The 15,664-nt window shown below is 40.3% G+C and carries 12 protein-coding genes and 1 tRNA gene; 4 read left to right on the top strand and 9 right to left on the bottom strand.

Annotation, left to right across the window (positions count from 1 at the left end):
• Positions 1-74: 74 nt before the first annotated feature.
• Both holA and P2W73_RS17140 read left to right on the top strand, forming a co-directional pair.
• Positions 75-1,073 carry a DNA polymerase III subunit delta gene (holA, locus tag P2W73_RS17145; RefSeq protein ID WP_276503308.1) on the top strand — a complete coding sequence of 333 codons (999 nt, stop codon included), beginning with the start codon at positions 75-77 and terminating at the stop codon, positions 1,071-1,073.
• Between the two features lie 151 nt (positions 1,074-1,224).
• A complete protein-coding gene (locus P2W73_RS17140) occupies positions 1,225-1,980 on the top strand; it encodes a hypothetical protein (RefSeq protein ID WP_276503307.1) in 756 nt (251 codons plus the stop codon).
• 115 nt (positions 1,981-2,095) lie between these two features.
• On the opposite strand, the gene P2W73_RS17135 is transcribed toward P2W73_RS17140, so the two are convergent.
• Positions 2,096-3,067: a bifunctional riboflavin kinase/FAD synthetase gene (locus P2W73_RS17135; RefSeq protein ID WP_276503306.1), complete on the bottom strand. Its 972-nt coding sequence runs from the start codon at positions 3,065-3,067 to the stop codon at positions 2,096-2,098.
• 195 nt (positions 3,068-3,262) lie between these two features.
• Between P2W73_RS17135 and P2W73_RS17130 the strand changes: the two genes are divergently transcribed.
• On the top strand, positions 3,263-4,432 hold the full coding sequence (locus P2W73_RS17130; RefSeq protein WP_276503305.1) for an AIR synthase related protein: 1,170 nt from the start codon (positions 3,263-3,265) through the stop codon (positions 4,430-4,432).
• 118 nt (positions 4,433-4,550) lie between these two features.
• Here P2W73_RS17130 and P2W73_RS17125 read toward each other — a convergent pair whose 3' ends face one another.
• The 3 genes from P2W73_RS17125 to P2W73_RS17115 form a co-directional block, all read right to left on the bottom strand.
• On the bottom strand, positions 4,551-5,759 hold the full coding sequence (locus tag P2W73_RS17125; protein ID WP_276503304.1) for an IS256 family transposase: 1,209 nt from the start codon (positions 5,757-5,759) through the stop codon (positions 4,551-4,553).
• A gap of 169 nt (positions 5,760-5,928) precedes the next feature.
• The gene (locus tag P2W73_RS17120) at positions 5,929-8,397 is read right to left on the bottom strand and encodes an N-acetylmuramoyl-L-alanine amidase (RefSeq protein ID WP_276503303.1); all 2,469 of its coding nucleotides are present in this window, start codon (positions 8,395-8,397) and stop codon (positions 5,929-5,931) included.
• A complete protein-coding gene (locus P2W73_RS17115) occupies positions 8,394-8,765 on the bottom strand; it encodes a BlaI/MecI/CopY family transcriptional regulator (RefSeq protein WP_276503302.1) in 372 nt (123 codons plus the stop codon). Before P2W73_RS17115 ends, P2W73_RS17120 begins: the two co-directional genes overlap by 4 nt.
• A gap of 127 nt (positions 8,766-8,892) precedes the next feature.
• On the opposite strand from P2W73_RS17115, the gene P2W73_RS17110 reads away from it, so the two are divergent.
• On the top strand, positions 8,893-9,582 hold the full coding sequence (locus P2W73_RS17110) for a cell division ATP-binding protein FtsE (protein WP_276503301.1): 690 nt from the start codon (positions 8,893-8,895) through the stop codon (positions 9,580-9,582).
• On the opposite strand, the gene P2W73_RS17105 is transcribed toward P2W73_RS17110, so the two are convergent.
• The 5 genes from P2W73_RS17105 to P2W73_RS17085 all read right to left on the bottom strand — a co-directional run bounded on the left by P2W73_RS17105 (position 9,563) and on the right by P2W73_RS17085 (position 15,393).
• Positions 9,563-10,693, bottom strand: coding sequence for a glycosyltransferase (locus P2W73_RS17105; protein WP_276503300.1), 1,131 nt, complete (start codon positions 10,691-10,693; stop codon positions 9,563-9,565). The two genes, P2W73_RS17110 and P2W73_RS17105, sit on opposite strands and share 20 nt — an antisense overlap.
• Positions 10,694-11,782, bottom strand: coding sequence for a glycosyltransferase (locus P2W73_RS17100; protein WP_276503299.1), 1,089 nt, complete (start codon positions 11,780-11,782; stop codon positions 10,694-10,696).
• Positions 11,783-11,903: 121 nt separating this feature from the next.
• The gene (locus tag P2W73_RS17095; RefSeq protein ID WP_276503298.1) at positions 11,904-14,513 is read right to left on the bottom strand and encodes an outer membrane beta-barrel protein; all 2,610 of its coding nucleotides are present in this window, start codon (positions 14,511-14,513) and stop codon (positions 11,904-11,906) included.
• A gap of 142 nt (positions 14,514-14,655) precedes the next feature.
• Positions 14,656-15,261 carry a DUF445 domain-containing protein gene (locus P2W73_RS17090; protein WP_276503297.1) on the bottom strand — a complete coding sequence of 202 codons (606 nt, stop codon included), beginning with the start codon at positions 15,259-15,261 and terminating at the stop codon, positions 14,656-14,658.
• Between the two features lie 56 nt (positions 15,262-15,317).
• Positions 15,318-15,393 (bottom strand) — tRNA-His (locus P2W73_RS17085).
• Between the last annotated feature and the right edge of the window lie 271 nt (positions 15,394-15,664).

The raw sequence follows: 15,664 nt of genomic DNA, 5'->3' as shown, positions 1-15,664 counted from the left end.
AGAAAAAATCGTAATGCGGAAAAAGTTTATTTTCAACTTAAACCGGGTTCAGAAACCCTGTAACTTAGCGTTTTATGGCAATTGACAAGATAATAACAGAATGGAAGAAAAGCGTCTATAAGCCGGTTTATTGGCTGGAAGGCGATGAAGAATATTTTATTGACAAAGTAGTTGACTACGCTGAACATCATATTTTAAATGAAAGTGAGGCATCGTTTAATCTAACCGTTTTTTATGGCCGTGATACTTCCTGGGCCGATGTAGTAAACGCCTGTCGCCGCTATCCCATGTTTGCAGAAAGGCAGGTAGTGCTTTTGAAAGAAGCACAGCATATGCGTGACATTGAAAAACTGGAGCCATATATAGAGAACCCGCTTTCTTCCACGGTATTTGTTGTTTCCTATAAAGACAAAAAAGTTGATGGCCGTTCTAAATTGGCAAAGTTACTCAAGCAAAAAGCGGTATTGATTACTACCAGAAAAATCTACGATAGTCAACTGCCTGAATGGACGCAGGAGTTACTACAATCAAAACAATTATCGATTTCACCAAAAGGACTGGCGCTACTGGTGGATCATATCGGCAACGATCTCTCCAGGATAGAAAATGAAATAGAAAAAATTTCGATCAATCTAGGAAAAAGAAAGACAATTACTGAAGAGGATATCGAGGAATTTGTCGGCGTAAGTAAAGACTTTAACGTCTTTGAACTGCAATCGGCATTGGCCCGGAAGGATCTGGCAAAAAGTATCCGCATCATTCAATATTTTGAATCAAATCCCAAAGCTGCCCCTATACAATTAGTTCTTCCATCGTTGTATAGTTTTTTCAGTAAAGTATTTATGGTGTTCGGTGCTGGCGGTGGTGATGAAAAAGCCATTGCAGCGGCTATCGGCGTCAATCCATTTTTTGCCAAAGACTATATACAGGCTTCCAGGGTTTACGATTACCAGGGCGTCGAAAGAATATTATTATTGTTGCATCAGTACAATCTCAAAAGTATCGGTATAAATAATGCCGGTGCTGAAGACGGCTCCCTGATGAAGGAAATGATTTGTAAAATGATCGCTTGAGCAACAATCGGTTTATCGTTTACAGCCTAAGCCGGCCGTCCATGTATTTAAGTGACAGTTTACTCCTTAGTCCCCGGGTTTTGCTATGAAAAGCTTTTCTTTGCACAACTATTTTCGGCAGAAAAACATCTAAGAAACAAATAAAAGAAAAATGAAAAAATTATTGGGCTTTTTATTGGCAACTGGAATGCTGGCCTTGACCAGTTGCGAAACCACCCGTGAAATTTCCTTTAACAAAGATGGCAGCGGTACCATGGTCACTACTACAGACATGAGCAGCCTGATCGGTATTGCAAAAATGTCGGGCCAGGGAAAGGGAATGGATAGTGTTGAAAAAGCTATCGACACCACCATTTCTCTTGATAAAATGGCAGATAGTATTCCTGATCTCACACCTGAAGAAAAGGACCTGGTTAGAAAAGGCGTATTAGGGCTTAATGTTAATATGGCTGACGAAAAACTCATTACCAAACTCCAGTTCCCCTTTACCTCCGGCGTACAGATCAGTAAATTGGATGTTATTTCTTCAAAAGTGATGCAACAGGCAATGAAAAAACAGGCTTCTGCCGGAGAAAATGCGCCACCCATCCCGGATGATGAAATGCCTAAAAATTCAATGGATGATTATTTCACGACTACTTATGGAAAAAACCTGATCGTTAAAAAACATATCCCGGAAAAATATGCAAAAGTGGACGATGATAAAGGCATGCAGGCTTTGAAAGAAATGGCAGGCCAGGGAATGCCGATGAGCAATACGCTGATCTTTAATTTGCCCAGCCCCGCAAAAAAAGTAGAAGGTAAAAATGTAAAACTATCTGAAGACAAAAAGAAAGTGACGATCGTAAGTTCTGTGGATGATTTTTTTGATGATATTACCAAATTGGAGTTCCGGATAGAATACTAAGGAATAGGCAATATACAATAGGCAAAAGGGCAAACACTAAAAAAGTTTGCCCTTTTGCTTTATAAAAAAATCAGGCTGAAGATTGGCAATTGTCTATTGCTAATTGCCTGTTATTTCACAATACTTTCTGGCTGTCTGTTTTATCCTGGTCAATTTGCTTCACCAGTTCATCCAGTGAATCAAATTTTATTTCTTGCCGTAAATATTTCTTTACGTACACCCGCAGCGACCGGTCATAAATTTCACTGTTGAAATCGAAAAGGTTTACCTCTATCACCCGCTTTTTCCCATCTACCGTCGGGCGAAAGCCAATACTCATCATTCCTTTGATACGCTGTGAACTTTCAGTAGACGGCTGGTTTTTTCCGGTAAGCGTTTGAACATTTTCAACCAACTCGGCATATACGGCGTAAATACCGTTGCCCGGGGTTATTTTTTCTTCATCCTGTATTTTAAGGTTGGCGGTAGGGTAGCCCAGCTTACGTCCCAGTTTATCACCATGAATTACTTTACCGGTAAAGAAAAATTCATAGCCCAGTAATTTATCTGCTATTTCTATTTGGCCATTCAGCAATGCCTCACGGATGCGGGTGGAACTAATAGAAATTTCATCCAATACATGTTTGGGAATTTCTTTTAACTGGTATTTGAAAACCGGGGCCAGGTTTTCCAGCAAGACATAATCGCCCTTTCTTTCTTTGCCAAACCGGTGATCATAACCGATAATAATAGTATGAGGGTGGAATTTATTGACCAAAAAATGTTCAACATAATCTTCCGCCCGCTGGTTGGCAAAGGCATCGGTAAACGGCACGATCACGAGATGATCTATTCCCAGTTGCTCCAATAAACCGATTTTTTCTTCCAGGGTGTTAATCAACCGGATGCCCAGTATCGTGGAGGAAACGATCTTCCGGGGATGGGGATGAAAAGTGATAATAACCGTCTCTCCATTAATAGCCTTTGCTTCGTGCTTTAGCTTCTCAATGATCTGCCGGTGCCCCATATGCACCCCATCAAATGTGCCTATCGTGATAACGGAGTTATGAAACAAGGGCAGATTTTCTATATCATAGTGGACCTTCATAAAAGTGAAGCAAAACTAATTGAAAAAGCTAAATCAAAATATGGTGTTTAATAGTCAGTATTCGTTACCAGTTTCCGGTTACCGGTTACCGGTAACAGGTAACTGGTAACATACCCTGTTTGGTTGCATAAAATCAATTGGGAATCTTTCAATCCGTGTCCTGTTTCTTTTTAGCTTTGCCGCACAAATTTGGATATGAGTTTATACGAAAAAAGAGGTGTATCAGCCCAGAAAGAAGAAGTACATGAAGCAACAAAGCATCTTGACCAGGGACTTTTTCCCAAAGCGTTTTGTAAAGTATACCCGGATGTACTGTGTGGCGATAATAACTGGGTAAATGTGATGCATGCGGATGGTGCAGGTACCAAAAGTATCCTGGCTTATCTATACTGGAAAGAAACAGGAGACGTATCTGTTTGGAAGGGAATAGCACAGGATGCCATCGTGATGAATTTGGATGATTTGCTTTGTGTCGGGATTTATGACAACTTTCTTTTTTCTTCCACCATTGATCGTAATAAAAAAAATATCCCGGCCGAAGTGTTGGAAGCCGTTATAAATGGTACACAGGAGTTTTTTGATAACATGAAAGGTTTTGGCGTCAACATCAACTTCATGGGCGGTGAAACAGCCGACGTTGGCGATGTGGTTCGTACCATTGCCGTCAATGGCACGATGACTGCCCGCTGGCCGAAGGATAAAATCGTTACGAATGAAAAGATAAAGCCGGGGAATGTGATTGTCGGTTTAGCGGGTTTTGGCCAGGCAAATTATGAATCAGCCTACAACAGCGGTTTGGCCAGTAATGGACTTACCAGCGCCAGGCATGACGTGCTGAATAAGGTTTATGGAAAACAATATCCCGAAACGTTTGACAATTCGCTTTCGGCTGACGTGGTTTATATCGGGCCTCATAAAATGACGGAGGAGATAGAAGTCGGAAATCAGCAATTGGAGATTGGAAAACTTTTGCTCTCGCCGACCCGGACCTTTGCGCCGGTGATGAAAGATCTGTTGAAAAATCATTTTGACAGCATCAACGGACTGATACATTGCAGTGGAGGCGGGCAAACCAAATGTTTAAAATATGTTCCGGAAAATGTTCGCATCGTAAAAGATAACTTGTTTGAGCCGCCGGTTATTTTCCAGTTAATACAAAAAGCCAGTGGCGCTGATGACCGTGAAATGTACCAGGTATTTAATATGGGAACGCGGCTGGAAATATACACTAACGAAAAAGACGCCGATAAGATGATTAGCGTTGCTAAAACTTTTGGTGTGGATGCGCAGGTGATTGGCAGGGTAGAGGAGAGTGAAAAAAAGGAATTGGTGATCGACGTAAAAAACAACAAGCTGGTTTATTGATCAGGTTTATTGTTTGATGCATATCCGAAAGGCTTATTATTGTTTCACTTTTTTGACTGTTCTTTGGTCGGATAGGAGAGTATAAAATATTTTGTGTAAATGGAATAAGCAACTGTAGTTAGAGTTGGCATCTGCTTTCAAAGATAGTTAAGAACTGATGGAGTATGTAACCCCAATTTTGGATGGGCATACTCCATTTTTGTTCGATGTTCATAATAGCGAGATAAACGGCTTTCCCGGCAGCCGCATCATCAGTAAACTGAACTTTCGTTTTAATATATTTTCTGATTCCCCGATTGAGATTTTCAATGGTATTGGTAGTATAAATGATCTTGCGGATCTCCAGAGGAAAATCAAAGTAGCTGGTAAGTTCTTGCCAGTTTGATCGCCAGGATTGAATGGCATGTTTGTATTTGTGTCCCCAGGTAGTTTCAAAGTCCTCCATGGCTTGCTCGGCGGCCTGTCGGTTTACAGCCCCATAAACATTCTTCAGATCAGTGCAGAAGGCTTTTCTGTCTTTCCAGACTACGTATTTGCAGGAGTTGCGTATTTGATGTACAATACAAAGCTGAGTGACGGTCCCGGGAAAAACCCCTTTTATAGCGTCGGTAAATCCTTTCAGATTGTCAGTGCAGGCGATGAGAATATCTTCCACGCCACGGGCTTTCAAATCTGTCAATACGCTCATCCAAAAAGAAGCTGACTCTGTTTCTGCCATCCACATTCCCAGCACTTCTTTTAAGCCATCTTGTTTGAGTCCGATAACCAGGTAAATGCACTTATTGATGTACTTGCCATTTTGTTTTACTTTCAATACAATGGCATCCATCCATACAGTAAAGTAAACAGTATCCAGCGGCCGGTTTTGCCATTCTTTTACGTGTTCAATAATGCGGTTGGTAACATTGGAGATAGTGCCTTCACTGACATCTACTCCATATACTTCTTTGACCTGGCGGGATATATCAGAAGTGGTCATTCCCCGGCTATACATACCGATAATGGATTCTTCCAGCTTATCACTCATACGAGAGCCTTTAGGTATCAGTTTAGGCTCAAACTCACTGTTACGGTCACGGGGAATATTGAGCACAAGATCACCCAGTGATTCGGTCTTTACTTTTTTGGAATAAGATCCGTTGCGGCTGTTACCGGTGTTATGACCTTCTTTGCTATGCTTTTCGTAACCCAAGTGTTCATCTAACTCGGCCTGCAGCATCTCTGCTATACCTTGCTTGTATAGCTCACTAAAAAATGATTGAAAGTCTTCTTTGCTTTTGAATTGCTTGAAAAAATCTTTAGAAAGATTGTGTTGTGGATTGTCCATAAAACTGTATTTAAAGTTAATAAAGAACGGGGCAATTTTTGCCGCCGTCCCCGTGCAGGTTCCGCTTCGTTCGGCTCCGCTACGCTCCGCCTCACTTCGCTCCACCTGCACGGGTGGTTATACTCTTCAATACAGTTACTTGTAATCTATTTACACAAAGTATTAAATACTACCTCGGATAGCCGATGACAGTCACTTCTTTTACCTTGTTTGGTTTGCCAGTGCCATAGCCAACTACCTTTACTTCTTCTATTTGTTTTGATGAATCTCTGGCATAACCTGCTACCGTAGTTTCATTTTTTTCAGAGCTGTTATTCTTTTCCTCCTCCACGATGAAAGTAATAGGCTGTTTTTTATAAGCGTTAACTTTTTTCCCATTTTGCATAGCTGGCAACCAAGCGGGGCTGTTTTCTAATACCCGAATAGCCTCTGCTTCCATGCCGTAACCAAAAGAGGTCAAGGCTTTCACATCATGTATCGAGCCGTCGTCTTTAACAATATATTGAACCATTACTTTGTAAACACCCGAAGGAGCACCCTTATCAACAGGCACCATAGAGTTTGCATTACGTTCCAGGTATCTTCTCCAGGCTACATCCCCGCCAGGGAAAGACGGTTCAATTTCCACTTTTTCAAAAACCGGTTTATTATCCGTTTGATTAGTTTTATAGCCAACCACTACCACTTCATTATTGGGCTTTATATTGTCTGTGTTAAATGATACTGTTTTTTTGTTTTTTTCAACAATGAAATCGAAACGCTGTTTTTTGTAAGCATTTACTTTAAATCCATTTTGCGCTCCGGGAATCCAGCGAGGCCCTTTCTTTATTGCTTCCACCGCTTGTTCCTCCATGCCATAACCATGTTTTGTCAACGGCTTCACATCTGTAATTCCACCTTCTTTGTTGACCACAAACTGAACAAACACAGTATAATTGCCGGATGGGGCACCTTTCTGTATTGGCTGGTTGGTATCAATATGCTTGGTGATGTAGTTAGTCCATGCAGTTTGTCCGCCCGGAAATGAAGGCTCGATTTCCAGTTTTTCAAAAATTATATTATCGTCCTTAGATTTTGGTACAGTGTCGTTCATTAATTGTGATTGATCCGGGTTTGCGGAAGTTTTTGCATTTTTAAATTTTACAATACCTTCCAATATACTTCTTGCTATTTTTTGTTGGTTATTCTTGTCGGTGATAAACGCAAGGTCTTTGGCATTATCAATAAAACCACATTCCAATAAAACCGCGGGACAATTACTTTTGTCTAAAACAAATATGCCGTTGTAAGTACGGTATTTTATCTCTTCACGGGTTTTATATACGAGAGATAATTGTTGCAAAATGACAGAGGCCAGCTGTTTTCCTTTTTCATCCTCTCTTTTGTTAGATACATAAGCATCTATACCTGAAAGCATGGACTGGTTTTTTTTGTTGGATGTTATGGTATTCAGATGAATGGATATAAATGCATCCGGTTTTGTGTTATTGGTTAAAGCAACTATTTTCCTGAGAGCTTCATTCTTGTCTGATGCGCCACCCGGAAACTTTTTATCTTCCCTTGTCATTATTATATTGATGTGATATTCCTTTGCCAACTCCTGGATTGTTTTAGCTATATCAAGTGACAGCTGGGCTTCATTATATTTTCCGTCCAGTGTCCAGGCTCCTGGATCGTCGCCGCCATGGCCTGCATCGACCACAATCGTTATTGGTTTTTCCGGCAAGATGGAGCTGCCGTTAGCTTTATTTTTATAAGTAAAAGCAAACAAAAGCATAACAATAGCCGCTAAGGGCAATACCATTATTTTTCTCATGTATTGATAACCTGGTTTTTTTGATGTGGTGAGCATAGCGATTCGTCTTTTGATTTGGTTATGGAAAAATGGATTGGTTAATCTTGTGTTCGGAGAGCCTAATACCTGCATCAGCAGCAGTTCTGCATAATCCCATTCCTTATTTTCTTCAACGGCAAACTTGTCAGCCAGGAATTCATGAATGACCTTGATTTCTCTTTTTATCAGGTGAAAGAATGGATTGATCCAAACGAGCATAGAAATAATCTCGAGAAATATAATATCCCAGCTGTGTTTTTGCCGGATATGAAATAGTTCATGACGGAATATTTGCTGACCATTATCCGAGTTCAGTTCGATTTTATTGTTCCAAAAAAGCCAGCGGAAAAAAGAAAAGGGAGTAGCAGGATCAGTTGTAGCAATAAATTGGATATTGTCCAGTTGTTCTTTTGGATAGATAGTAATCATCCGGGCTATTCTTAGCAATGCCAGAAGAAATCTGACAAACAAAATCAATCCCACGATGATGTAAAGAAGTGAAAGAATATTTTTAAAAGTAAACCATGATTCTTTAGCCGTTACGGCAGTGATCGCAGCTTCTTCTTCAAAACCGCCGGATGAAATGGTAGTTAGGGTGTTTGCTAAAAATGGTGTTGTTGTAGCATCATCAAAATAAACGGGAATCTGCAAAAACGGAATAATAATGCTGATAACTACTATAGATAGCAGATAATATCGGTTGTACCGATGAAATTTTTTATTACGAAGAAAAAAGTGATAATAGGCATAAAGAATTCCCGAACTGAGTATTGACTGGAACAGGTAAAGCAGTATATTTCTCATTTCTTAGGGTTTTGCTGTTTTTTAATTTGCTGCAAAAGCGTTTCGAGTTCTTCAATAGAAATATTGTTTTCCTTTACCATAAATGACACCACATTGCTGAATGAACCTTCGAAATAACCTTTTACCATTTGCTTCATGGTGCGTTTTGAATATTCTTCCTTGCTCATTAGCGGATAATATTCATGTTGACGCCCCAATACATGAATACCAACAAATTCTTTTTCCACTAAAATCTTTAAAAGGGTAGCAACAGTATTTTGGTGAGGTTTTGGTACCGGCATTGCTTCTACAAGATCCCTGAGAAATGCTTTATTTAATTTCCATAAAGCTTGCATTACCTGCTCTTCTGCTTTGGTCAATGTTTTCATACATGAAAAAATTACGATTCAAACGTATAACTAATTTTTTAGTTTAACAACTAATTTTTTAGTTTTAATAAAAAATTGAACTCCTCTTAGGATAGAATCCTTTATTTTGCAACAAAAGTTGGAAATAATGTCAGAGCCGATTATTGAAATAAGTCATGCTAACATATACCAGGGTAATAATCTTGTGTTGCAGGATGTAAATCTTACGGTTAATAAAGGAGAGTTTGTGTATTTGGTTGGTAAAACAGGAACCGGCAAATCCAGTCTTTTAAAAACACTGTATGGTGAGTTGGCATTAACTGAAGGAGAAGCTACAGTAGCTGGTTTTGGTATTCGCAACCTGGATTGGAGAAAAGTTCCTTACCTGCGCCGGACATTGGGTGTTGTATTCCAGGATTTTCAATTACTGACCGATCGCAATGTAAACAACAACCTGAAGTTTGTTTTGAAAGCAACAGGATGGACCGATGAAAAACTGATGGATGAAAAAGTGTTGGATGTGTTAGACAAAGTGGGCTTGAAGGCGAAAGGTTTTAAAATGCCATTTGAATTAAGTGGTGGTGAACAACAAAGAGTAGATATAGCCCGTGCTTTATTGAATTCCCCCAAACTGATATTGGCAGATGAGCCTACGGGTAATCTTGATCCTGAAACGTCCGATGAGATCATGAATTTGCTGTTTCATATCAGCCGTGACTTTAATACATCCATTGTAATGGCAACGCATGATTATATTGTGGTGCAAAAATTTCCGGCAAGGACGATAAAGACAGAAAGAGGAAGGGTGATCGATAATGCTACCATAACCATTGAATAAGCTGGTGAGCATTTTTTTCATTGTCATAGGTGGATCCCAGCAATTGCTTTCGCAAAATGATCTCCTCTCTTGTAAACGGCTGATGATATAGCTGCGTAATGATAGATGCAAAAGCATTTGCCGTGCTGCCTATATGGCAAGCATCTTCCAACCCTGTACCATCTACCATTTGCTGGTTCACGACGCAATGTCTTCCCTCAAACAATGCATGTAATAATTTAAGCCTGATGCCGGTTACTTTTTTATTGAAGCATGGCAACACATGTATTTGCGCTTTGTGAACAAGATCATTCATCTCCGATTCAACAGGGTCAGCTACGAGGCAGGTATGCTGGCAAAGGCCGGCTAATTTCTGCAATCTTTTGGATGGTTTTTTTCCCGCAATGACAAAAGGAACCCTCGCTTTTGTAAAAACCTCGCATAGCAGCCATAGTGCCGCTTTCTCATTTTCGATTACAGAAAGATTGCCATGATACAGGCAAATGCATCCCTGACCTTCTTGCCCATTTACTTTTTGCCAACTGGGGAATGCAGGTAGAAACTTTACCTTGTCTAACTTATAGTCGTGCTGTAGCAGTCGAATATCATTTTCCGAAATGCAGGCATAAACACAATCCTGTGGCAAATGATGCGTGTATTTTTTTAGAAGCCTGCTTTCGTTGTAGAAGAATATTTTTTTGACAAGGCTATGTTCGGCCATTGCCAGTTCTTTGTAATAAATGCTTTCTTCATTGTGCATCCGCACAATTATTTTCCGGGCTTTCAAATCCAGCTTTGGTAATATACCCGTGCAATGAATGCCTTCCAATAATATGGGGTGATTATCCTGTTGCAGCCTTTCAATCAATTGCTCATTGATGCGGGAGGAAACAATGAATGGTGTCTTTAGCGAAAACCCTGATGGATTATTCTCTCTTTTGTAAACACTGATTGTTTCACAAAACTGGTTTAATTCATTAGGGTTGCCTCTGTCATTATAACTGAAATAATGCAGGTGAATGCGAACGCCAAGTTTGTGAAACATTTTGATACGATTCATCATATCAATAGCGCCGCCATAATCGGCAGGCCAGGGCACATCGAGGCATACAATATGTAGATAACGACTCACCTATTTAAAAATGGATTGATAAAAACTGAGCAATTTTTGTTCTTCATGTTGCCAATTGATTAATTCTCTCTTTTGCAGGCAGTTTTGCTGCAGTTCATGATACAAAACATCATTTTCGAGTAATAGGTTCAGTTGAGCCGCAATATTGCTGCTGCTCAAATCCTCAATTAGAACAGCAACGGGAGCATTTTTGTTTATTTCCCGGTATACCGGGTAGTCTACACCAAGTTGTGGTACGCCAGCATGGATATAGTCAAAAAACCGGTTGGCCAGTGAGAAGTAATTGCTAAGACCTTTGTTTTCAAACAAAGTGAGCCCAATCCAGGCTTTATGTAAATATTGCGGAAGTTGATTTGGTTCTATTTTGCCGAGAAAAATTATTTTTTTTTCAAGCCCATGTTCTTTTACTAATTGTCTTGCCGGTTCCATAAAATTTCCATCTCCGGCGATCAGCAAGCGGGCATTTACCTCTTTCATAGCCGGGATGACGGTTTCAAAGCTCCTGCCTTCATTGACTGCACCCTGGTAATAAATGTATTTCTCTTGTTTTTCCGGTATTACAAATGGCTTGAGAACCGGTGCATTTTTGATAACGATATATTCACAGCCATACATTCGTTTAAACTCTTGTGCAATTGGCTCATTTACTGTGTAGCCAAGTTTAAATTGAGGAACAGTTTTTCGTTCAATGTTTTTCCAGATTTTGTAAACACCCGGCCGTTGAACAATTTCTTTCATCTCACAAAAAAGTTCATGTGCGTCATACACTCTTTGTTTGCCTTTGATTTTTGATATCCAAAGACAGGGTAAAATAGTATCCAGGTCTATCGCACAGATAAGATCCATTTTTCGGAAGAGTAAATAGAAGAAAAGCCGGATGTTGTATTCGGCATAAAACATTTTTCCTTTTGAAAAAAAACAAAACAATCTTTTCTGCGAAAAGGGCATTGCCCGGAGTTGCACAGAGTCTTTCATTTTTCGGCCAACCAATGTCACAGCAAAGCCGGCATTAGCCAACGAAGAGCAAATGCGTATCATTCGCTGGTCGTAGGTGAGGTCGTTAGTTACTGTAAATACAAGTTGGCGCATAAAGCGTCAAATATACATTCCTGCCCCCAATAAAAAACCTTCCGCTTGTACACGGAAGGTTTTGTTTCTACATGTGATTATTAGACCTCTTCTGTTTGTTATCTCTTTATCGTTACCAGCTTTATTGCCCCATATTCATTCCTTCTGTTGCACCTCCCTGGTCGGCTCTTGTACTTTTGCGTTTGAAGAGATTAGGATCAATTTTTCCAAAACGCCAACTGAAGTTGACGCGAAGAATTTGTGGGTCACGACGGCGGAATGCATCCTGAATAATGAAAGAGGATTCCGAATGTATGTCTGAGCGACGTGTTCTGAAAATATCATTCATATTCACTGAAAAAGAAGCAGCCTTGTTCTTTAAAAATTCATAGCGAACAGCGACATCTACGCCATAGTTAGGACGAACATATCCTTGTGAAGCAGAAGCCGGACCTCCAAACATTGGTCCCATTCCCCGGCCACCACCGCCACTACCACTGCCGCCGGGAGGTAATACAGTTTTAGACTGGTAATCACCAGATAGCTGAATGGAAACATTCTTCGGTAATTTGAATGTATTATTCACTTTTACGAAGTAGCTTGTCAATCTAGGCTGATCAGTTTCGCCGGCTAAATTGATCTTTACATCCGATGTATAAAGATTGAAATTGGGTGTAAACTCCCACCACTTGGTAAAATTATTTCTTGATGTTAATTCAATACCGGTAACATAGCTCGAATTGGCATTAATGAAGGTAGTTAATGCAACGGTTTCGCCGCCTGAACCCGTGCCGCGTTCCTGGAAGCTGGTGATCAGATCGTCGGTATGCTTATAATAAATGGATGCGAGGAAATTGCCTTTATTCTTAAATGTTTTTTCATACGAAAGCTCCAGTGAATTGGTGAATTCCGGTTTTAGTCCCGGATTACCTTTTCTTGGATTCAGCCTGTCTGATGAATCGGTGATCGGTGTCAGTTGCCAAAAGTTGGGCCGGTTGATCCGGCGGCTGTAGTTCAATTGCAAACTTTGATCGTCACCTAATTTTTGAGAAACAAAAATGCTGGGAAAGAGGCTTACCGGAAATTTAATATCAAAGGTTTCGCCGGTCTTCAGCAATTTGCCTTCATAGTTTGAACTTTCTGCACGTAACCCCAATTGATAACCGAATGCACCAACCTGGTTGGAATAAGCCGCATAGGCAGCATACACCTGGTCATTACTTTCATAATTTGTTTGCGAAGTTGGTTGCAATACCCATTGACCATTGTCATCAAGATAGAAAGCACTGGCACTCTTAGTTTTCCTTAATTGTGCCCGCAATCCCATTTCTATTTTTGACTTGTCATTGAGGGGATTAACAAAATCAGTTTGTATCACCAAATTTTCATTGTTGCCTCTTACCTGTTGTAGCTGCTTGTAAGTTCCGACAAGATCATGCGCTGGTACGCTAAATGTGTCAGTAACAATATTGCTGTTATTGGAGTTTTTACTTTTATTATAGGTCGCATCCGCGGTCCATTCACGACCGGCTCTCGGGAAGTTATGCTTAAAACTAATGGTAGTGCCAAGGTTGCGAAAATTTCCTTTCACGTCGGAGCTTCGATTGTAAAACGAAGAGCTTTTAACAGGGGAATATAATGTATCAACCAGGATATCGCTTTCAGTGTGCGGTTTAAAGCTACCCCGTGCAAAGTTGGCACTCAGTGATAACGTATTCCGGTTGCTGATAAAATAATCCAGTCCTGCACGGCCAAAACCAAATTGTCCCCTTTGAACTGAGCGATCATTCTGCAGGATATAAGTATCCGGGTCGTCAAATAAATTGGTGCGGGTTGTCTCTCCTGTACTGATCGATTTTCGCTGATTGAGCATACCACTTGCAAACAAGTTTACTTTTTGCTGGCGAAGATTAATATCGCCTCCAAAACCGACACGGCCACGGGAATCCACATTGGTTCTTACATTTCCATTGTAGCCAACCTTTTTTTCTTTTTTGAGCACTACATTCAGAATACAAGAGGTACCGCCAGACGCATCAAATTTTGCTGAAGGATTGGTGATCAATTCAACACTTTGAATTGCATCAGCCGGAATCTGTTCTAATGTAAGGGTAGTGGGACGTCCATCCACAAACAGTTGAGGTGTATTATTTCGCATAGTGACATTGCCATCAATATCTACATTCAATGATGGAATATTACGCATAATGTCTACTGCCGTTCCCCCGGCGGATACCAGGTTTTTATCTACATTAAAAACTTTTCGGTCGATTCCTAACTGTAATCCCGGTCTTTCAGAAGTAACTGTCACGTTTCCCAATACCTTTTCTTCAATTTCAATTTTGATGTTGCCAAGGTCTTTATCAAGGGCATTCATCATAGCACTCGGGTCGCCACCTCTCTTTAGTTCAAAGGAGACGTTTTGAGTATATTCTTTATAACCTATGCCGGTTACTTTCAATTTCAAGGGACCAAATACAGGTACATTTTCAACGGTAAAATCGCCATTGGCCCTGGTTAGCATACCACCTATTACTGTTTCCTTTCGCTGCCTGGTAACGGTGTCAAGTTTATTTTGTATAAGTTGAACGGACGCATATTCGACGGGTTTACCTGAAATAGATTCAACAATTTTACCGTACAAACGTCCGGTTATAGATTGTCCTTGTCCACGATTTCCTCCTCCAAATTGGGGCTGAGCAAATGAAATTGCTGTAAAAAATAAAAAAGAGGCAGTAAAAAAATATCTCATAATATGTTGTGTGAAGGTTGGAATATATGTTGTGTGAACATTTGACGCCCAAAATTGTCAGAACTTGCTGACATCATCGTGACTATTACACGAATGGCGGGGAATATTATCCGAATTGACCTTGTAGGAGTATTAAACCAGTTCAGGAAGAAAGTAAAATGATGGCTAGTTGTATAAGACCAGTTAACAATCCAATGCCAGTGCCAAGCATAGATGCTGATCGTAATTGCTTATTAAGCTGGGTGTAAGCAAGATTAGTAAGCTGTTCCGGAGAAATCGCCTTGATTTTTTCTCTAACGAGGTCTTTAATATTAAATTGCTGTTTTAATGTGTCACTAAACTGTAGCATCACCTGGGGGAAAAGGTCCTCTATTTCCTGGATAAAAATTGCTTTTAATGAACTGATGGTTTTGTCGCCAATGAACATGCTGATCATAGGCATTTGTTCTTTGAGCCTGTTACGCAGAAAATCATCCATGTGGTCTTCAATAAGCGGTTTTACATTTTCAAAATTTTTCGGATCGCTGATTTTTTGTTCCAACCCGTTAAGATCCGCAAACTGTGTAGCCGCATAGTTTGAAGCAGCCCGGGCAATCTCATCCTTTCGGGCAGGAAATACCCCGTGGATTTTAAAGCCTAAAAAAGAAATTGGCACATAAGGCTTAAAAAGCAACTTAACTGCCAGGTTGATAGTGAGCCAGCCAACAAAAGCAGAAAGAAGGGGAATGGAAAGAAGCCAGTAATTCATTCTTGGTACTTAAAATTAAAAACCCCGTTCGCTTCTGACGAAATCGGGGTTTGGTAGGGTGGCTAACCGGGCTCGAACCGGCGACCCTCAGAACCACAATCTGATGCTCTAACCAACTGAGCTACAACCACCATTTTAGAGCTGCAAAAATAGGTAAAAAAGGGAAGTAAAAAAATCATCCGCAGAAAAAAAGAAGCCAGATAGTAGGAGCAGAAGCGGTTAAGAGTCGTATTGATTAAAAACAGACTGCCAACTGCCGGTTTTACGCCGTTAGCACAAGTCACACTTCGGGGCTCTTGCTTCATTTTTCCGCTTATCAAAAACCATTGTTAAAAGGGAGTAGAAGCACTAAAACCGTTGATTTTGCGTTATTTTTGGATATGCATAATGCACTAAAATATCT

Origin of the sequence: Terrimonas pollutisoli, from assembly GCF_029360765.1 — a bacterium.
Lineage (GTDB): Bacteria > Bacteroidota > Bacteroidia > Chitinophagales > Chitinophagaceae > Terrimonas_B > Terrimonas_B pollutisoli.
The sequence above is the reverse complement of the archived record's forward strand: the minus strand, read 5'-3'. Positions and strand labels throughout refer to the sequence as shown.

Bases quoted from the DNA above. Each gene is read 5' to 3' on its own strand.
- holA (WP_276503308.1), top strand. From the start codon at position 75: ATGGCAATTGACAAGATAATAACAGAATGGAAGAAAAGCGTCTATAAG.
- P2W73_RS17125 (WP_276503304.1), bottom strand. From the start codon at position 5,759: ATGGACAATCCACAACACAATCTTTCTAAAGATTTTTTCAAGCAATTC.
- P2W73_RS17095 (WP_276503298.1), bottom strand. From the start codon at position 14,513: ATGAGATATTTTTTTACTGCCTCTTTTTTATTTTTTACAGCAATTTCA.
- P2W73_RS17110 (WP_276503301.1), top strand. From the start codon at position 8,893: ATGTCAGAGCCGATTATTGAAATAAGTCATGCTAACATATACCAGGGT.
- P2W73_RS17135 (WP_276503306.1), bottom strand. From the start codon at position 3,067: ATGAAGGTCCACTATGATATAGAAAATCTGCCCTTGTTTCATAACTCC.
- P2W73_RS17100 (WP_276503299.1), bottom strand. From the start codon at position 11,782: ATGCGCCAACTTGTATTTACAGTAACTAACGACCTCACCTACGACCAG.
- P2W73_RS17090 (WP_276503297.1), bottom strand. From the start codon at position 15,261: ATGAATTACTGGCTTCTTTCCATTCCCCTTCTTTCTGCTTTTGTTGGC.
- P2W73_RS17120 (WP_276503303.1), bottom strand. From the start codon at position 8,397: ATGAGAAATATACTGCTTTACCTGTTCCAGTCAATACTCAGTTCGGGA.
- P2W73_RS17130 (WP_276503305.1), top strand. From the start codon at position 3,263: ATGAGTTTATACGAAAAAAGAGGTGTATCAGCCCAGAAAGAAGAAGTA.
- P2W73_RS17140 (WP_276503307.1), top strand. From the start codon at position 1,225: ATGAAAAAATTATTGGGCTTTTTATTGGCAACTGGAATGCTGGCCTTG.
- P2W73_RS17115 (WP_276503302.1), bottom strand. From the start codon at position 8,765: ATGAAAACATTGACCAAAGCAGAAGAGCAGGTAATGCAAGCTTTATGG.